Consider the following 17,368-nt stretch of genomic DNA (forward strand, 5'->3'; position numbering starts at 1 on the left):
GACGGAGTGGCCCGATGGCGGTGAAGCTGCTCGACGAGGCCGACCGGGCCCGGTACGAGCAGATGCTGCGCGAAGGCGGTGGTTTGCGCGGGGCATGGGCCGGTTTCAAGATCCGGACCGATGACAACCGCCGACGCAACCTCGCCGCCCGCGTCGACGCAGCGTCCGATACCGAGGTGGACGCGGCGCACCTGACCGACTACGGCTATGCCGGCCCCGGTGGTGGCCGGATGAGTGTGATCGGCCGGCCGGTGGAGTATCGCGCGACGACTGCTCAGGTTGCCGGGTTGTGGCCATGGTCGGTGGGTGCCGGGGCGCCGCTGATCGGTACGCCGCTGGGTAGCCACCTGCATACCGGCGCACCGGTCTGCTTCGACCCGATGAACTGGTTCACCCGGGGGAGCTTCATCACCGCTCCGAGCCTGTTCGTGCTCGGGCTGAACGGATTCGGCAAGTCGTCGCTGGTGCGCCGGATCGTGCTGGGCGGGATCGCGCAGGGCATCACGCCGTTGATTCTCGCGGACGTCAAGCCGGACTATCGCAAGGTGGTCGAGCTGGTCGGCGGACAGGTGATCGACGTCGGATACGGGCACGGCAAGCTGAATCCGTTGGCCGGTGGCGTCATGGGGGAGATGATCCCGCGGATGCCGAACGCGGAGATGCAGCTGCAGTTGGCCCAGGAGTTGCGCGCTCGGCAGGTGACCCTGATCGCCGGGCTGGTGGAACTGGTCCGTGGTTCCCGGGTGGCCGACTACGAGGAGACGCTGATCTCCACCGCGCTGCGAGTCCTCTACGGTCCCGGCGGATTCACTCCGGACCGGCCACCGATCATGCAGGACCTGTTGGACGCGATCGTGGCCGGCGGCGACGATCTGCTGCTGGATGCGGGTGCCGACGACGACGCCGAGTATCAGGAAGCGATCAAAGGCCTGCGGCGGTCGTTGCGGGCGCTCACCCAGGGTCCGTTCGGTGCGGTGTTCAACGGGCATACCACCATGCCGATCGATTTGGACGCCACCGCGGTGTGCGTGGATGTATCGCATATTCCCAAGGGCGACAAGAAACTCAAGGCCGCGGTGATGCTGGCTTGTTGGGCCGACGGCTTCGCCTCGGTGGAGGCGGCGCACGCGCTGGCCGATGCGAAACTCGGCCAGCAGCGGTATTTCCAGGTGGTGATGGACGAGTTGTGGCAGGTGCTCGGCCTCGGCGACTTCATGGTCGACCGGGTGGATGAGCTCACCCGGCTGCAGCGTGGCATCGCCGCAGCATTGATCATGATCAGCCATACCGTGAAGGACCTGCAGTCCTTGGGCTCGGACGCCGCGATCGCCAAGGCAGTGGGCTTCCTGGAACGGTCTCGGGCAAAGATCTTCGGCGCATTGCCGGCCGAGGAGATCCAGCGCCTGGATTCGACCGTTCCGTTCACCGCGGCCGAGGCCGAGATGGTCACCGGATGGTCGGCGCCGCAGGCGTTGACCGGTGAAGCGAGCAAACCCGGCCGACACCGCCCGTCGGCGCCGGGAACCGGCAAGTTCCTGCTTAAGATCGGAGAGGATCGCCGGCCGGGCATTCCGTTCCACATGGAGTTCACCCAGACCGAGCGAGACAGCGGGATTCACGACACCAACACCCGATTCAGCGAATTCGACTCACCCAACGGGAGTGCAGCATGATGCCGAAGCGCACGAGCCATCCAGTCCGGTCGGACCGTCTGATCCGCGCCGAAGCACGCCTGGCGGACCGATCGGGTGAGTCGGTGACCCAGCGGATCGGGGTGCTGCAGCGGCAGCTCGCTGCGATGTCGGCAATGGATGCGCCGGCGGAACCGGAATCGCCCGACCGCCACTCGTGAGATCGACAACGCTGTTGCTCGGAGCTTTCGGGCTCGTCATGGCGACAGCGTTGTTTCTGATCTTGATTGTGTTGCCGTCCAGCGACAGTTCCGACTGCGGGCCGAGTCCGGTGGCGGTCCCGGCGATCGCAATGCAGGCCGCCTGCCCGACCACCGGAGATCCGGCGGAGGCGACGTTGCAGCCTTTCGCGGCGAGCGTGATGCGTTGCGTGGTATCCCATTTCGGCTCCGGTCGGGCCGGCTTGGTACGTCCGGCGAGCGATCCGACGCCGGGGTATGCGGTCGACGTGTCGGTGCCCGACTGGCAATCGCCGGCCGGTGTGGCGCTGGGCGATCGGATCGTGCTGTTCGTCCAGCAGAACGCGAGCGCCTTCGGCATCGATCACCTGCTCTGGCGCAGTCGGGCATGGTTCCCCGCCGGCGACGGACCGGGGGAGTGGCGGCCGCTGCCCGATCATGGGGATCCGGCGCAGAACCGGCTGGATCGGATCAGCATCGTCACCCTCGGCGCCGACGGAAACCCCGTCGTGAACTCGGATGTCACGCTCGCCGGCGCGATCCGGCCGCAGCCCGGTCCGGCGCCGCCGGCCGGCGGCGGATGGATCGGCGGCTCGGATCAGCGACATCACCCGATGGGTGGTCCGTTCACGGTCAGCGACACCTTCGGCAGTCGGGACGGCGCGCACCGGGGGATCGACTTCGCGGCGCCGATCGGCACGCCGATTCTTGCCGCCGCGCCCGGGCGCGTCGTCGCTGCCGGTACGGCATCCGGCTTCGGACACTGGATCGTGGTCGATTCCGTGGACGCCCGACGTCAGATGTTCTCCACCGTGTACGGCCATATGTTTGCCGACGGTCTGCTCGTTCGGGTCGGTGACACTGTCGCTGCCGGGCAGCGGATCGCCTCGGTCGGCTCCGACGGCGAGTCCAGCGGCCCACACCTGCACTTCGAAGTGGTGCCGGGCGGCCGGTTCACCGGCGGTCGGCAGATCGACCCGGGGCCCTGGCTGGCCGGTGCCCCGATGACCGCCGACCAGCTTCCGATGCCGGGCGATCCGGGCTGTGACAACGGTTTCGGTAGCCCGGGCGGCAACCTTGCGCCCGGGCGGGTGCCGGACGAGCTGGTTGTCTGGTATCGCCGGGCCGGGTCGTTGTGTCCGCAGATCGCCCCGTCGTTGTTGGCGGCGCAAGGTCGACAGGAGTCCGGGTTTCGTCGCGGCCTGATTTCGCCGGCCGGTGCGCAGGGTCTGGCGCAATTTCTCCCGTCGACCGCGCGGCAGCCGGCGCCCGACGGTCAGCCCTACGTGATCGATGCCGACGGCAACGGCGTGGCGAGCGTCTGGGACGACGGTGACGCGATCGTCGGACAGGGCCGCTACATGTGTGCGCTCGCCGCGCAGATCGATGCCTGGCGGGCGCAGGGCCGGGTGCGTGGCGATACCACCAGTTTGACGCTGGCTGCCTACAACGCCGGTGAGGGCGCGGTGCTCGCCTCCGGCGGCCTGCCGAACCAGGTGCCCGGTCATTATTCGGAGACCCAGCCGTACGTCCGTGCGATCGAAGCCGCGGAGCCGGGATTCCGCAGCCCGGGCGGATCGGGCCGGTTCGAACCGGTCGACGGAGATCTCGGCGGTCAGATCGTACTGGCCGGACGGCAATGGTTGGGCGCACCGTACGTGTTCGGCGGCGGCGGGCCGCAGGGCCCGACCGCGGTCGGGGCCGGGCCGCCCGGGTTCGATGCAGCCGGCTTCACCGCCGCCGCGGTATCCGCCGCGTCGTCCGGCACGGTCACGCTGCCGCAGACCGCCGAGCAGCAGTGGTTGGTGGGTACGGAGATTGCCGCCGAGCAAGCCCGGCCCGGCGACCTGGTGTTCACCCGGTTCGGTCCGGCGGGGCCGGCGCAGGTGGCGATCCTGGTCGGGGACGGGCGAGTGCTGCAGGCGCAGCAGGGTTCCGGGGTGGTCGAGATCGCCCCGGCGCCGGATGCTCGATTGCGGCGGGTCGGATGATGGTCCGGGTGGGGTGGGCGCTGGCCGGCTGCCTGCTGGTGTTGGCCGCGATCGCCGGCTGTGCCGGCGGCGCTTCGGGTTCGGCCGGTGACGCGGCCGGAGGTACCTCGTCGTTCCCCCCGCCGCCCGCTGATCCGGACAGCCCGGCCGGGGTGGCGGTGGAGGCACTTCGGCGGATCTACAGCTGGCAGCCGGCGGCCGAGCAGCCGGGGGCGGCGATGCAGCGCGCGAAACCGTTGTTGGGGCCGCATCTGTCGGCGGTGCTCGACGCCGGAACGGGCGCCGTGGGCCTCCCGAAAACCGATGCGCGGTGGGCGGAGTGGGCGGCAGCGCAGGCGCGGGTGGACGCGGTCGCATTCGCCTCGGCGGAGCAGGCACCGGATGAGACGGCCGACCGCCGGCAGCTCAAGATCGGGGTTGCGCAGACCGTGATCTATCCGAGCGGACGGAGCGAGACGTTGCCGTCCGCGGTGATTGTTGCGACCGTAGTACGTACGGTGCAGGGCTGGCGGTTGGATGACTTCGGCTGAGCGGCCGACCGGAAGATCGAGGAAGAGTAGCTATGGCGAAACTGGAATCCGAAGATCGCGCCGTCTTGATCGGCACCGCTGCGGTGGCGCTCGGCTTTGCCATCCTGTTCGTCGCGATGCACGTCGGCACCGCGCTGTCCGGCGTCACGCAGGATGTTCCGGGAAACCCGATTGCGATCTTGATAGAGTTGGTCAAGGGTGACCTGACCTGGCCGTTCGGGGCCACGGTGGTCGGATTGGTGTTGCTGCTGCTCGTCGCGGCCGTGGTCTGGCTGTTTCGGCGGCGACGCGGTGGTCGGACCAAGACCGAGCATCCGGTGGACAAAAAGGCGCAACACATGGCGGCCGGAAGTGCGCTGGCGCCGTTGACCGAGCAGGGCGCCCGGGCGAAGGCGAAGGATCTCGGCATGAAGCTCCGGCCGATCGATCCGCCCGGTGTGGTGATCGGCCGGTCGGTGGCCGGCAACGAACGGTTGTACGGTTCGTACGAAGATCTGCAGCTCGACATCTGGGGGCCGCGCCAGGGCAAGTCCACCTCGCGGGTGATCCCGGCGATCGTCGAGGCCATCGGCCCGGTGATCGTGACGTCCAACAAACGGGACGTGGTCGACGCGACGCGAGATGTGCGGGCGGACAAGGGACACCCCGTCTGGGTGTTCGATCCGCAGGAGATCACCCGTGATGCCGCGACGCCGGAGGACGCCGAACCGACCTGGTACTGGGATCCGCTCGCCTGGGTCGGTGGGAAGGCGCTGCGCGCCGAACAACTCGCCGGGCACTTCGCCGACGCCGACGACCTGACCGAAGGCAGCAAGGACACCTTCTTCGAGTCCGAGGCCGAGGACCTGCTGGCCGCGCTGTTCCTGGCCGGATCGCTGGCGAAAAAGCCGATCACCGATGTCTGGCGGTGGATCACCGACGATGCGAGCCCGACCCGGGAAGCGGTGAAGATCCTCCGCGACAACGGTCGTGCCAGCGTGGCGGACGGGCTGAACATGCAGTACGCCGCGCACCCGCAGCAGCGGGGTGGGGTGTTCGGCACGGCGAAGAAGATGGCTCGCAGCCTCAAGATGGATGTGATTCAGCCCTGGGTAACCCCGGGCGACGGGCGCACGCCGCTCGACATCGAGCAGTTTCTCGCCGGTGCCGGCGGGACGCTCTACTGTCTTTCGCTGGAGGGGCGGGGCTCCGCGGCGCCGCTGGTCAGCGCGCTCAGTTGGGCCGTTGTCGAAGTCGCCATGCGGGAGTCGACCAAGCAGCCCGGGGGCCGGCTGACCCGCCCGCTGCTGGCGGTGCTCGACGAGGCCGCGAACGTGGTGCGCTGGCGCGATCTGCCCAAGCAGTACAGCCACTTCGGCTCCCGCGGCATCGTGGTGATGACCATCCTGCAGTCCTGGGCGCAGGGCGAGAATTGTTGGGGTCGTGGCGGTATGGCAGCGTTGTGGTCGGCTGCGACGATCAAGGTGCTCGGTGGCGGAGTGGATGACGTGGCGTTCCTGCGGGATCGCTCCGAGGCGATCGGGTCGCATGAGGTTGTGTCCGAATCGGTCACCACATCGCGGGGTGGCCGCAGCCGCAGCACGTCGGCGGGCGCATCGGTGACGATGAGCGTGTCCGATCTGCAATCGTTGCCGCGGGGCCGGGCGATCCTCTTCGCCTCGGGGATCTCGCCGACCTTGATCCGGACCGAATCCTGGTGGAACGGGCCCGAAAAGAAAACCATCCAAGCATCGATCGATCGGCACAACCCGGTGCACCCGCGGAAGCCGACGCTCGACGACATGTCGACGAGCGATGCGACGAAGAGCAATACGCCGGAGAACGTTGTCGACCTTCGAAAGCCGAAGGTCGCGCAGGAGGTGCGTGGGTTATGAGTAGCGAAGAATGGCCATCGGTGGAGGGTCCGGTCTTCCACAATGTGTTCGATTTCGTCTCCAATTACCTGGCCGAAGTGTATCGGCGGCAGGTCACCGACGTCAGCGACCGCGTGTGGTGCCCGCAATGGTGGGAGCACCCGGAAGCCTGGGCCCGGTTCACCGCGCTCTGGCAGGCGTGGGAGGCGGCGCGGGTCGGCTCGGCCGACGACATGAGCAGGTGGTGGCTCGGGCATGCCGACAACCACATGAAAGTGCTGCTCGACGTGCAGGGACCGTTCGTCTACTGCAGCGTGCGCGACGGGCACCGCCCGACGCTGGGGCCGCTACCGATCGAGGAGCCGCGAACCGTGGACGAGGTCGACGCCTTGCGGCAGGACGAAGCCGGATCACCCAGCTCGAACGGTCGTCCGCCGGGGAACTGAGCCGCGCGGAGCGGGAGAGCCGGTGGCTCGCGCAGGGTCAGCGATAGAGGCCGCGACCGAGACCGAGGTCGAGGGCTTTGCGAGCCACGTGCGCCTGGGGTAGTGGGACCGCGGCGAGCGCCAGCTTCGGAGCTACCTTCATCGCCTCGGCGACCGGCCTCGCCTGGCCGATGTCGGCGAGCATGCGGCCTTTGACGACCTCTTTGCCGAGGCCGGCCTTCTCCAAACCGGCCTTGAGCGCGGCGCGGCGCTCCGGCGAGTCGTGCGATATCGCCTTGGCTGCCGACTCGCCGACGGTCTTGCTCATGGTTTTTCCGGCGGCCTTCTCGGGGGCGGCGGCCAGAGTAGCTGCCTTTTCCAACCCCAACGATTTCTCTGTTGTCTTGTCCAGCCCCAGCGTCTTGGCGGCACCGACGGTCTTGCCCAGCGCGAGCTTCTCCGCTTCGGTCTTCGCCAGCGTCTGCCCGGGCGCCTTGATCGTCGCGGTGTTCTGCGTGATCATCTTGGCCAGCTGTGCATTGCGCGGATCCATCGCCTTCACCGCACGCAGCTCGCGCAGCTTGGCGTCCTTGACCTGTTTCTGCCGGGCGCTCAACACCCGGGCCCGGGCTTCGGCTTCCTTTTGACCACGCTCGCGGGCGCGCATCGCGACCAGCCCGGCGATCTCGAGCATTGCGCGCGTCATCGCTGCCGCTTCGCGGCCCATGTCGTCGAGTTCGCCAGCCAAGATTCGCTCCTCATCTGTCCGCGTCGGCGGTGTCGGTCGGGTCAGGGACGGTCGGTCGGATCAGGGACTGCGCACGCCGATGTGGCCGGGCCTCGATCCGGCCAGCTTAGCCGGATGCCTCACGAATCGGCCGACTTGGTTCGGGATTGTTGTTTTCGTGGCGCGGTGTGCCGGCTTCGCGCCGCCGGTCGATCCCCGGCTCAATTGTCCAGCCGCGCGCCCTGGATGATGACGTTCGCCGCCGGCTTGCCGTCCCCGCTGGTGTCGCCGTCGGCCAGGCCGGCCGCGGCCACCTTGTCCAGAGTCGCGAGCCCGGTGTCGTCGATCGTGCCGAACACGGTGTAGTCCGGCTTCAGCGGCGAGTCCCCGTAGACCAGGAAGAACTGACTGCCGTTGGTTCCCGGTCCGGCATTGGCCATCGCGATCAGGCCCCGCTTGTAATTGGCCGGGCGGCCGGCTTCGGCGCTGGTGGGATCGACTTGATCGGTCGGGTACTCGTTCGCGAATTGGTAGCCCGGCCCGCCCGTTCCGGTACCGGTGGGGTCGCCGCACTGCAGCACCTTGATGCCCTGGGTGGTCAGTCGATGGCACGGGGTGTTGTCGAAGTAGCCCTGGGCGGCCAGGCTGACAAAGCTGCTCACGGTGCACGGCGCGTGCGCATTGTCCAGGTTCACCCCGATCGGACCCTGTGAGGTGGTGATGCTCATGCTCACCGTCGCCGGGCTGGTACCCACCGGATCGGTCCGCGGCGGCGTGACCGGGCGAGCCGACGGCTGTTGCGGGGTCGGCGGATAGGCGCACGTGACGCTGGCCGGCCGCGGATTGGGCGCCGGCAGATCGGCCGGCGCGTCCGGCTCGGGCGAGGTGGTACTGGTCGTGGCGTCGGCGGCGGCAGCATCGTCGTCGTCGCGGTTGTAGAGATAGACGCCGACGATCCCCCCGCCGACCAGGACGACCGCGAGAACGGCACCGGCGACGGTGAGCACGCGGCGTCGCTGCGCCCGCTGTGCCCGCCGTTCGAGTTGCCGCTCGAGCTTGCGCTTCGCCGCTTCTCGGCGCTGTTCGTTCGATGGCACTGGCGGTGTTCCTCCTTGCATCGTTCCCCCGGCGGTCAGAGAGTTTGCCATTGCTGCGGCGGGTGTGGCTGACTGGTCCCTGTGTCGAAGCCGACCATCTTTTCCGCACCGAAGGGGATTCCGGACTATGTGCCCCCTGGATCGGGTGGGTTCGTCGTCGTTCGCGACGGTTTGATCACCGCCGCACGCCGTGCCGGTTATGCCCATATCGAGCTACCGGTATTCGAGGAGACCGGCCTGTTCGCGCGGGGCGTCGGCGAATCCACCGACGTGGTCAGCAAGGAGATGTACACGTTCGCCGACCGAGGCGGACGGAGCGTGACGCTGCGACCGGAAGGCACGGCCGGGGTGATGCGCGCGGTGATCGAGCACGGGCTGGACCGAGGCGCCCTCCCGGTGAAACTCTGCTACAGCGGGCCGTTCTTCCGGTACGAGCGGCCACAAGCCGGCCGGTATCGCCAGCTCCAGCAGGTGGGGATCGAGGCGATCGGGGTAGACGACCCGGCGTTGGACGCGGAGGTGATCGCGGTCGCCGACGCCGGATTCCGTGGTCTCGGCCTGACCGGTTTCCGGCTCGAGCTCACCTCGTTGGGCGATGCGACCTGCCGGCCGCATTATCGGGAACTACTGCAGGAATACCTGCTCGGTCTGCCGTTGGACGAGCCGACCCGGGAACGCGCGCGGATCAATCCGTTGCGCGTGCTCGACGACAAACGGCCGGAGCTCCGCGCGTTGGTCGCGGACGCGCCGCTGATGATAAACCACCTGTCCGACTCTGCCCGGGCGCATTTCGACGAGGTGTTGTCCCACCTCGATGCGCTGGGGGTTGCCTATACGGTGAATCCGCGGTTGGTCCGCGGCCTGGATTACTACACCAAGACCACCTTCGAGTTCGTGCACGACGGACTGGGCGCCCAGTCGGGTATCGGGGGTGGTGGCCGCTACGACGGTTTGATGGCTCAGCTCGGTGGTGCGTCGCTGTCCGGCATCGGGTTCGGACTGGGGGTGGATCGGACGTTGCTGGCGTTGACGGCCGAGGGAGTGGATCTTGCCGGCCCCGGCGGCTGCGATGTGTTCGGAGTGCCACTGGGTGACGCCGCGAAAGCCCGATTGGTGGCGATTGCCGGGCAGCTGCGTGCCGCCGGGCTGCGGGTCGACCTCGCTTACGGGGGGCGGGGTGTGAAGGGGGCGATGAAGGCGGCCGATCGTTCGGGCGCTCGGTATGCGCTGGTCCTCGGCGATCGGGATTTGGCGGAGGGGACGATCGGCTGTAAACACTTGGAAACCGGGGAGCAATGGTCGATCCCGCTTGCCGACGTGGTCGGTGAGTTGAGTGCAAAGCTGGATGAGGGTGGAGCCGATGTTCGAATCCGGTGAGTCCGAGCCGGGTGGGTCACGGTCTGCCGGGCCGATCCCGCTCGATCTGGTCGATCCGGCGATCTACGCACCGAAGCTGCGCCGGGTTGCGGTACTCGCCGCGCTGGTCGGAGTCGCCGTTGCCGGACTCGCCGCGCTGTTTCTTTCCTGGCCGGTGGCGGTGCTCATCGGGTTGGTGGTCGGTGGGCCGACGGCCGGGTATGCCGTTGTCGTGGCTCGTCGGCGGATCTGGCTGTCCGGCACCGAGGTACATGCTCGGCAGTTTCTCCGAACCCGCCGGATAGATTTGGCGCGGCTGGACCGGGCCGAGCTGATCACTCATCCGGGCAGGATCGGGCGGGTGCTGCTGTCGATCGGGGCCGGACAGCGCGGTCAGATCGTGCCGTTGGCGATGTATACCGACGAGGGTGCCGGCCGGGAGCTCGATGTGCGCGCCCTGCGGGGCCTCGCCGACGGCCTCGCGCACAGCGAGCTGGCCGCCGGCGCCGCCGTGTCTTCGGTGTTGCTCCGGCAGTTGCAGGCCGAGGCGCGCGACGCGCCTCTCGGTGAACGGCCGTTGTTCCGGGCATTCCGGATGTTGCGCGACAATCCGGAAGCCGGCCACCTGACGTTGACCGATTCCGAGGTAGCGGCGCTGATCGACTGAGCGCGCTGATCGATCGAGCGCTGGGCTGGGCTACCGAGCTGGGGGACCGGCGCCGATCACCGGCGTGACCACCGGTCCCAGATCGCCGACGAGCTCGCTATGGTCGACCGGGTTTCGGAACACCGACGAGGCGGTATGCCGCTCGTCCCCGGCACGTGCCGGGGACGGTGCCGTCGGCGCCATCGCGGTCGCGAGCCCGCCGCGGGCGGCGGCGGTGCTGCTCGAGGCCCCCGCAACCGTCGAGGCGGGTGCGGGTGCGACCCCCGGCGGTAGCGGTGCACCGGTCAGCGCACTGCCGGTTCCGGACGAGCCGATCGTCCCAGCCCCGCCGGTCGCCGCCGAACCGACATCCGGCAGTGCGGATCGGGCACCGAGTCCTTCGGTGGCTGTCGTCGCAGCGGGAGCGGTCGGTGGCGCTGGTTCACCGGTCGGCAGGGTCGTGCTGGGCGCCGCGGGCGGCTGTCGGGGCCCGCCGCTGCCGTCGATCGGCGCCGGCCGGCCGGCATCGAGCAGGGCCGCCGTGCCGGTGTGCAACGGCGCGGCGACGCTCCCGACGAGCTGCGCCGCAACGCCGAGCGCCTGGGGTACCTGCGGAGCCGGTGGCAGCGGGATCGGCGTCGCCAACAGGTCGAGCTGAGCGGTCTGCCCGGCCAACTCGGCCCGAGTTCGGCTCACCACCGCGATGGCGTGTCCCAGGTGCTCGGCAGCGGCGGCGAGCAGCATCGCCTGCCCCGGCGGGGTCAACGCAATCGGAGCTGCCGCGGCTGCGGTCCCGGCGAACGACTCGACGATGCCGGCCAGCTCGGCGTTTCCCCGCGCCACGATTCCGGCTGCCGCTTGTACGACCGCGCCGAGATCTTTGCTCCGCCGGCCGATCTCGTGTCCGGCGCGCTGTGCTTGGGAACCGTTCCGATGGGCCTGCTCGGCGGCGGCGCCGGACCAGTGGCCCCCCACGGCGGTCAGCGCGTCCGCGCCGGTCGTCACCGCGGCCTCGATGAGGCCGCCCGAGCGTTGCAGTGCGGTACCCGGATCCATCGTGCTCATCACCCCGGTACCGAGGACGGCCCGGAGTTCGAGGATCGGCCGGAACAGCGCATCGAGATCCAATATCGCGGGATGCGATATCGCGGTGTTGCCCGGCGCAGCGGCGCCGCTCATCGCCGACCGACCTGCTCGACTGCGGTCAGCGCAGTGCCGATTGCCGTGTCCGTCGTTCGATAGCCTGCCGCGCACGCGTGCGCCGCTGCCGCAGTTGCGGCGTAGTGCGCGGCCAGGTGCCCCACCGACAACGCATGCTCGGCCTGGACCGCCCCGAACTTGGCCAGGAAGTCGGCACCGATCGGGCCGAACACCGGTGCGAGCGCGGCGAGATGCGCTGCGAGATCGGCACCACCCGCTGCCGCGATGTGGGTAGCAGCCAGTGCTGCAGATTGCCCGTAGGCGTCGATGTCGTCCGGCACAGCCGTCAACGCGCTCATGCGATACCCCCCGTTGTCGCTGTGCCGACTATACCGTCGCCACCCGACATGTCACGGCCGCCCGAGGTGGGGTGCTGCGGGTCAGATTCCGCCGCTGCGGGACAACGTGAGCAGGGCCAGATCGACTGTTTGCCATAGCATGTCGATCTCGATCTCGGCGGCGCCGGCGGTGGCCGGATCGGCGAGCGCTATTCCGTTCCCGAGAATCACCACGTTCGCGCCCAGGTCGGCAAACCGGAGCAGCTGTTGCGAGGCGGCATTCGTGCCGGTCAGCTGGTCCAGGCCGGCGCCGACGAAGTAGAAGCGCCAGAGTGGGCCCAGGTCGACGTCGTAGGCCGCCCGGGTTGCGTCGACGACAACCTGGCCATGTGTGGCGATCGCGTCGACGATCGTGAAGTAGTCGCCGGCGTTCTCCGGTCGGCCACCGACCGCTGCGACCGATCTGGCAAGATCGACGACCAGGTGCGCGTTGTACCCGGTCATCGCGACGTAGCCGCCCGATTCGGTGCACTGTCGGGCCACCGCGAAATAGTGTGCCCAATGCCGTTCCGGAACTCCGCCGGTGAACTCCAGATGCACGTTGTGCAGCCAGCGGCGCAGCAGATCCAGACTGATCGCGCGGCCGTACGCCGGGTCGGCAAATGCGGCCGGATTGCGTTGCAGCGGGAGGACCGCGCGTTGCTCGACGGCGTCCAAGCCGACGGCGAACAGCCCCCGCCGGTCCTGTCGAGACGCGAGGATCGTGGCGATCCGGTCGTTGCGGGCTATCCCGTCGGTGAGTTGGTCGAGCGGGGCGCCGGACAGCGTCGTGACGTCGGACAGGGCGATGATCTCGGCGACTTCGCCCGATCGGAGCGGTGTTCCGCAGGCGGCCGACGACGTGGGCGCGGCAGCGGCGGCGGTCGGGTCGAGCAACGTTGCCGCGGCCGGGCCGACCAGCGTGGCCACGGTGATCAGCAGGGTGGTGAGCCCTCGACGGGCGGTGTCGACCGAACTTCCGGAGCGGGGCACGCGAGCAGCCTACGACGCGCCGAATTCGGGCTAGGTTGGTGACGCCATGACTGACGATTCCCACGATATGCCCACCTCTGCCGCCACCGCGGCGGCTCTGCTGGCGTTCGTCGAGCGCTCGCCGGCTGCGGTCGCGGCGCGCGACCGGACGGCCTGGCTGACGCTGTTCGCCGACGACGCACAGGTCGCGGACCCGGTCGGGGCGCGACCGCACGTCGGGTCGACGCAGATCGGGCGCTTCTACGACACGTTCGTCGGACCCAACCAGATCGAGTTCGAGGTCGGTCGGGATCTGGTGTGCGGGACGACGGTGATTCGCGACGTCACCTTGCACACTCGGATGTGGGGTGGCGCCGAGCTGCGGGTTCCGGCGTTTCTGCGCTACGAGCTGAGCGTCGTCGCGGGCGAACCACGATCGATCCGGCGGCTCTACGCTTACTGGGAGCTACCCGCGATGTTGGTGCAGCTCCGGGAAACCGGGCCGCGGGGCGCGCTGGCGGCAGCGGTACTCGCCCCCAATCTGCTCGGGCGGCAGGGGGTCGGCGGCGCGGTCGGTTTCGTCCGCGGCCTCGATCGGGTCGGTGGCTGGGCGAAGGCCGATGCGGCCGGCTTTGCCGGGGCCTTGCGCCGCGGAGATCCGGCCGCCGCGGCGGGCATGCTTGCCCCGGACGCCGCGTTGTGGACAGGTGAGACGCCGGGCTCGATCGAGGACGTGGTCGCGGTCGCGCTGGGCGCCGGCTGGTCGAAGATGATCGTGGCCGGCCGGACGGTGAGCATGGCGTTGGCCGGTCCGCGTGGTCCGGCCGTCCTGCTGCTGACCTTCGGGTCCCGGCGGACCGGGATCACCGGCTGCCGGCTGTACTCCGCCACCGGACGACCGCGGGCTGCCGACTGAAACGTGTTCCAATCTAGAACAGGTTCCATTATTCTCGGTCCATGCAGGTCGCGGTCACCGGTGCAGCCGGTTTTCTCGGAACCAATCTGATCGCCGAGCTCGTTGCCCGGGGCGACGAGGTCGTGGCGATCGATCGGGTGGCGCCGCCGGCCCGGCCCGGAGTGCGGTGGGTCGTTGCCGATGTGCTCGATCCGCAGTCGGTTCGCGCAGCGTTGGCCGGCGCCGAGGTGGTTTACCACCTCGTTGCCATGATCACCTTGGCGCAGCGGAACGACCTGGCCTGGCGGGTGAACACGCAGGGCGTACGCGTGGTCGCGGAGGCCGCGCGGGCCGCCGGCGTCCGTCGGCTGGTGCATTGCGGATCGGTGCATTCGTTCGTTCCGGAGACGCCGGGTGGTCGATTGGACGAGACCTCCCGACGGTCGTCGGATCCCGCGCTGCCGGTCTACGACCGGTCCAAGTGGCAGGGCGAGGTGGAGTTGCGCGCGGTGATCGAGGCCGGTCTGGACGCGGTGATCTGCAATCCGACCGGGATCTTCGGCCCGATCGATCCTCGTCCGTTGTCGCGGATCAATGCCGGCCTGTGCGGCGCGGCGCGCGGCCGGGTTCCGGTCATGCTTGCCGGTGGTTTCGACCTGGTCGACGTTCGCGACGTTGCGACCGGCCTGATCGCGGCGGCGGAGAAAGGGCGGACGGGCGAGAACTACCTGCTTTCCGGCCATCTGGTGCCGATGCTGACGGTCTCCCGGCTGGCCGCGGCCGCGGCCGGAGTGCGTGGCCCGCGGTTCGCCCTACCGTCGGCGCTGGTCACACCGCTGGTTGCCGCAGCAGAGCCGGTACTCGGCCGGTTCGGGTCGGACACGATCTCCCGGGCGACGCTTTCGGCGCTGACGTCGGCGCCGGCGGTGGACGGCGCCAAGGCCGGCCGAGAGCTGGGCTTCACCGCACGGCCGATCGAGCGCACGGTCGAGGACTTGGTCGACTATTTCCGTCGGCAGCATCTGCTCTGAGCGAACTACGCTCGAGTCGGAATATTTCTTGAGTCATACACGCTCAACTTCATGACAGTCCGACAACTTGGATCGAATGGAGTGAGAATGATGACCTATCCCGTTCGCCGGAGCAGTGCATCGGCCGTGTTCGAGGCGGCTTTCGGCGCATCCGCAGCGCCGGTGGCCACCCGATGGGCGCCCCCGGTGACGGTCACGGAGACCGAGCAGGAATTCGTCGTGCTGGCCGAGGTGCCCGGCATGACCGTCGACCAGATCTCGGTCGAGGTCATCCGCAACGTCGTGACCATCTCCGGAGAGAAAGCGGGCGAGGCCGAGGCCGACGGCGCGGTGCGGTACACCACTCGGCGGAGCGGATCGTTCGGCTACCGCGCGCAGCTTCCCGGTGAGGTGGCCGCCGACGAGGTGACCGCTTCGCTGGAGAACGGTGTGCTCCGCGTGCTGGTACCCAAGGTCACGCCGCCCGGCGCGCGCAAGGTGACGATCGAAGCGATCTGACGCCGGCGACGAGACGGCGGGAACCGGCCGGGTTCCCGCCGTTTGCCCGCCGAGATGCTTGACATCGAATAGCACAAATGTTCGACTAGCCCGGTGCGGTGGCAGGGGCAGACGGTAGCCGGAGACGACGGTGCGTTTCCCGGTTTTGCGCGAGATGCGTTGGTGCAGACCGTGCAGACGCCGGAGTTCGATGGGATCACGTTCCACGAAGTGCTCTGCAAAAGCGCGCTGAACCGGATTCCGGCGGAGTCGGGACTCCCGTTCGGCTGGACGATCAATCCGATCCGGGGCTGTTCGCACGCGTGCCGATACTGTTTCGCCCGGAGCACCCACGAATATCTGGAACTCGACGCCGGGCACGATTTCGACAGCCAGATCGTCGTGAAGACCAACGTTGCGGCGGTGCTGCGACGAGAGCTGGCTCGCCGCTCGTGGCGCGGCGAGCCGGTGGCGCTCGGCACCAACACCGATCCCTATCAGCGGGCCGAAGGGCGCTACCGGCTGATGCCGGGGATCATCCGGGCGCTGACCGACGCGAACACCCCCTTCTCGATCTTGACCAAGGGTTCGTTGCTGCGGCGCGATCTGCCGCTGCTTACGTTGGCTGCAGGTCGGGTCGACGTCCGGATCGGCGTCTCGCTGGCGGTGTTCGATGCCGAGCTGCACGCTGCGCTGGAGCCGGGAACGCCGTCGCCCCGGGCTCGGTTGGAGTTGATTCGTGCGATTGTCGCCGCCGGTTTCGCGGTCGACGTGATGGTGGCGCCGGTGATCCCCTATCTCACCGACGGTCGGGCGCACCTCACCGGCTTGCTGGCGGCGATCGCCGAGGCCGGCGCGACCAGTGTCACCGCATTTCCGATGCACTTGCGCGGCAGCACACGTGGCTGGTTCCTGTCGTGGCTGGGTGAGCACCACCCCGCGCTGCTGGGCAAGTATCGCAAGCTCTACGGTCACGGGGCGTACGCCGCACCCGAGTACGGGGCCTGGTTGCGCGACCGGCTTGATCCGATGATCGCCGAGTACGGCCTCGGCCGGCCGGCCGGCCGTCCGCAGCCACCACCACCGCCGCCGGTCGCACCGGCCGAATCCCAGCTGGAGCTGTTCGGATGAGCGGGGCCGGCGGTTACCTCGAGCCGGACCGGCTGGTGTCTCGGTTGCGTGCCGCCGGATGCGTATTCGCCGAGGACGAGGCTCGAATACTGCGCGCAGCTGCTCGGGATCCGGACGAACTGGCCGTGCTGACCGCGCGGCGGGTCGCCGGGGTGCCGCTGGAGCAGGTGGTCGGGTGGGTCGAGTTCGCGGGTATGTCGCTCGTGGTCCGGCCGGGGGTGTTCGTGCCCCGGCGGCGTACTCAGTTCCTCGTCGCAGTTGCTGCCGAGTCGGTGGGCCCGGGGGCGATCGTGGTCGACCTGTGTTGCGGTACCGGCGCACTCGGCCTGGCGTTGGTTGCATCGCGGTCCGATCTGCACGAATTGCATGCGGTGGATATCGACCCGGCGGCGGTCGAGTGTGCGCGGATCAACCTCGGCGGCCGCGGCACTGCATACCGTGGTGATCTGTTCGATCCGATTCCCGTCGAGTTGCGCGAGCGGGTCGGCATTGTGCTTGCCAATGTGCCGTACGTTCCGACGGACGAGATCGGCATGCTGCCGGCCGAGGCGCGCGAGCACGAGCCGCGGGTGAGCCTGGACGGCGGCGCGGACGGTCTCGATCTCGTCCGGCGGGTCGCCGCCGCTGCGCCGGCGTGGCTTGTGCCGGGTGGCAGCGTCCTGTTCGAAGTCGCGGTACCGCAGATCGAGCCGGCACTGGCGGTGTTGCGCCAGGCCGGGCTGGCCGGCCGGGTCGAGTGCGCCGAGGAGCTCGGGGCCACCGTTGTCGCAGGAAGTCGGGCAGTTGTCCCGCAGTAATCGGGAAAAGGCGACTGTGCGACCGAGAGCCGCGTGGCGAAGAGTAACGCAGG

At 69.0% G+C, this 17,368-nt stretch carries 17 protein-coding genes; 12 read left to right on the forward strand and 5 right to left on the reverse strand.

Annotation, left to right across the window (positions count from 1 at the left end; genetic code table 11):
* Window positions 1-14: 14 nt before the first annotated feature.
* The 5 genes from KV203_RS09035 (at window position 15) to KV203_RS09055 (ending at window position 6,690) form a co-directional block, all read left to right on the forward strand.
* Window positions 15-1,673 carry a hypothetical protein gene (locus KV203_RS09035; protein WP_066468104.1) on the forward strand — a complete coding sequence of 553 codons (1,659 nt, stop codon included), beginning with the start codon at window positions 15-17 and terminating at the stop codon, window positions 1,671-1,673.
* A gap of 217 nt (window positions 1,674-1,890) precedes the next feature.
* Window positions 1,891-3,861, forward strand: coding sequence for a peptidoglycan DD-metalloendopeptidase family protein (locus KV203_RS09040; RefSeq protein ID WP_246600796.1), 1,971 nt, complete (start codon window positions 1,891-1,893; stop codon window positions 3,859-3,861).
* Window positions 3,858-4,391: a hypothetical protein gene (locus KV203_RS09045; RefSeq protein ID WP_066468108.1), complete on the forward strand. Its 534-nt coding sequence runs from the start codon at window positions 3,858-3,860 to the stop codon at window positions 4,389-4,391. Before KV203_RS09040 ends, KV203_RS09045 begins: the two co-directional genes overlap by 4 nt.
* Before the next feature lie 32 nt (window positions 4,392-4,423).
* Window positions 4,424-6,265: a type IV secretory system conjugative DNA transfer family protein gene (locus tag KV203_RS09050; protein ID WP_066468110.1), complete on the forward strand. Its 1,842-nt coding sequence runs from the start codon at window positions 4,424-4,426 to the stop codon at window positions 6,263-6,265.
* Window positions 6,262-6,690, forward strand: coding sequence for a DUF4913 domain-containing protein (locus tag KV203_RS09055; RefSeq protein WP_083529870.1), 429 nt, complete (start codon window positions 6,262-6,264; stop codon window positions 6,688-6,690). Before KV203_RS09050 ends, KV203_RS09055 begins: the two co-directional genes overlap by 4 nt.
* Before the next feature lie 37 nt (window positions 6,691-6,727).
* On the opposite strand, the gene KV203_RS09060 is transcribed toward KV203_RS09055, so the two are convergent.
* Entirely contained in the window at window positions 6,728-7,417 is a 690-nt protein-coding gene (locus KV203_RS09060; protein ID WP_066468111.1) for a hypothetical protein, read from the reverse strand.
* A gap of 200 nt (window positions 7,418-7,617) precedes the next feature.
* Window positions 7,618-8,493 carry a peptidylprolyl isomerase gene (locus KV203_RS09065; protein ID WP_066468113.1) on the reverse strand — a complete coding sequence of 292 codons (876 nt, stop codon included), beginning with the start codon at window positions 8,491-8,493 and terminating at the stop codon, window positions 7,618-7,620.
* Window positions 8,494-8,574: 81 nt separating this feature from the next.
* Between KV203_RS09065 and hisS the strand changes: the two genes are divergently transcribed.
* Entirely contained in the window at window positions 8,575-9,870 is a 1,296-nt protein-coding gene (gene hisS, locus KV203_RS09070) for a histidine--tRNA ligase (RefSeq protein WP_066468115.1), read from the forward strand.
* Window positions 9,854-10,516 (forward strand): hypothetical protein, encoded by a 663-nt coding sequence (locus KV203_RS09075; protein WP_066468304.1) that lies wholly within the window; start codon window positions 9,854-9,856, stop codon window positions 10,514-10,516. The genes hisS and KV203_RS09075 overlap by 17 nt, the downstream gene beginning before the upstream one ends.
* A 30-nt stretch (window positions 10,517-10,546) precedes the next feature.
* On the opposite strand, the gene KV203_RS09080 is transcribed toward KV203_RS09075, so the two are convergent.
* The 3 genes from KV203_RS09080 to KV203_RS09090 form a co-directional block, all read right to left on the reverse strand.
* A complete protein-coding gene (locus KV203_RS09080; protein ID WP_066468117.1) occupies window positions 10,547-11,674 on the reverse strand; it encodes a hypothetical protein in 1,128 nt (375 codons plus the stop codon).
* The gene (locus KV203_RS09085; RefSeq protein ID WP_066468119.1) at window positions 11,671-11,994 is read right to left on the reverse strand and encodes a hypothetical protein; all 324 of its coding nucleotides are present in this window, start codon (window positions 11,992-11,994) and stop codon (window positions 11,671-11,673) included. Before KV203_RS09085 ends, KV203_RS09080 begins: the two co-directional genes overlap by 4 nt.
* Before the next feature lie 81 nt (window positions 11,995-12,075).
* Window positions 12,076-13,005, reverse strand: coding sequence for a DUF5995 family protein (locus KV203_RS09090; RefSeq protein ID WP_246600811.1), 930 nt, complete (start codon window positions 13,003-13,005; stop codon window positions 12,076-12,078).
* Between the two features lie 46 nt (window positions 13,006-13,051).
* Here KV203_RS09090 and KV203_RS09095 point away from each other — a divergent pair, with 46 nt between their 5' ends.
* The 5 genes from KV203_RS09095 to KV203_RS09115 all read left to right on the forward strand — a co-directional run bounded on the left by KV203_RS09095 (window position 13,052) and on the right by KV203_RS09115 (window position 17,315).
* Window positions 13,052-13,900 carry a nuclear transport factor 2 family protein gene (locus KV203_RS09095; RefSeq protein WP_066468128.1) on the forward strand — a complete coding sequence of 283 codons (849 nt, stop codon included), beginning with the start codon at window positions 13,052-13,054 and terminating at the stop codon, window positions 13,898-13,900.
* Between the two features lie 41 nt (window positions 13,901-13,941).
* Complete coding sequence (locus KV203_RS09100) at window positions 13,942-14,910, forward strand: NAD-dependent epimerase/dehydratase family protein (RefSeq protein ID WP_066468129.1); 969 nt, start codon at window positions 13,942-13,944, stop codon at window positions 14,908-14,910.
* Window positions 14,911-15,000: 90 nt separating this feature from the next.
* Complete coding sequence (locus KV203_RS09105) at window positions 15,001-15,408, forward strand: Hsp20/alpha crystallin family protein (RefSeq protein WP_066468130.1); 408 nt, start codon at window positions 15,001-15,003, stop codon at window positions 15,406-15,408.
* Between the two features lie 93 nt (window positions 15,409-15,501).
* Window positions 15,502-16,518: an Rv2578c family radical SAM protein gene (locus KV203_RS09110; protein WP_066468131.1), complete on the forward strand. Its 1,017-nt coding sequence runs from the start codon at window positions 15,502-15,504 to the stop codon at window positions 16,516-16,518.
* Window positions 16,515-17,315 (forward strand): putative protein N(5)-glutamine methyltransferase, encoded by an 801-nt coding sequence (locus tag KV203_RS09115; protein WP_066468137.1) that lies wholly within the window; start codon window positions 16,515-16,517, stop codon window positions 17,313-17,315. Before KV203_RS09110 ends, KV203_RS09115 begins: the two co-directional genes overlap by 4 nt.
* Window positions 17,316-17,368: the final 53 nt, after the last annotated feature.

Source organism: Skermania piniformis, from assembly GCF_019285775.1.
GTDB classification, from domain to species: Bacteria; Actinomycetota; Actinomycetes; order Mycobacteriales; family Mycobacteriaceae; genus Skermania; species Skermania pinensis.

What these genes read in the sequence shown, in the direction of transcription:
- KV203_RS09035 (WP_066468104.1), top strand. Translation starts at nt 15, where the DNA reads ATGGCGGTGAAGCTGCTCGACGAGGCCGACCGGGCCCGGTACGAGCAG.
- KV203_RS09040 (WP_246600796.1), top strand. Translation starts at nt 1,891, where the DNA reads ATGGCGACAGCGTTGTTTCTGATCTTGATTGTGTTGCCGTCCAGCGAC.
- KV203_RS09045 (WP_066468108.1), top strand. Translation starts at nt 3,858, where the DNA reads ATGATGGTCCGGGTGGGGTGGGCGCTGGCCGGCTGCCTGCTGGTGTTG.
- KV203_RS09050 (WP_066468110.1), top strand. Translation starts at nt 4,424, where the DNA reads ATGGCGAAACTGGAATCCGAAGATCGCGCCGTCTTGATCGGCACCGCT.
- KV203_RS09055 (WP_083529870.1), top strand. Translation starts at nt 6,262, where the DNA reads ATGAGTAGCGAAGAATGGCCATCGGTGGAGGGTCCGGTCTTCCACAAT.
- KV203_RS09075 (WP_066468304.1), top strand. Translation starts at nt 9,854, where the DNA reads ATGTTCGAATCCGGTGAGTCCGAGCCGGGTGGGTCACGGTCTGCCGGG.
- KV203_RS09080 (WP_066468117.1), bottom strand. Translation starts at nt 11,674, where the DNA reads ATGAGCGGCGCCGCTGCGCCGGGCAACACCGCGATATCGCATCCCGCG.
- KV203_RS09085 (WP_066468119.1), bottom strand. Translation starts at nt 11,994, where the DNA reads ATGAGCGCGTTGACGGCTGTGCCGGACGACATCGACGCCTACGGGCAA.
- KV203_RS09095 (WP_066468128.1), top strand. Translation starts at nt 13,052, where the DNA reads ATGACTGACGATTCCCACGATATGCCCACCTCTGCCGCCACCGCGGCG.
- KV203_RS09100 (WP_066468129.1), top strand. Translation starts at nt 13,942, where the DNA reads ATGCAGGTCGCGGTCACCGGTGCAGCCGGTTTTCTCGGAACCAATCTG.
- KV203_RS09105 (WP_066468130.1), top strand. Translation starts at nt 15,001, where the DNA reads ATGACCTATCCCGTTCGCCGGAGCAGTGCATCGGCCGTGTTCGAGGCG.
- KV203_RS09115 (WP_066468137.1), top strand. Translation starts at nt 16,515, where the DNA reads ATGAGCGGGGCCGGCGGTTACCTCGAGCCGGACCGGCTGGTGTCTCGG.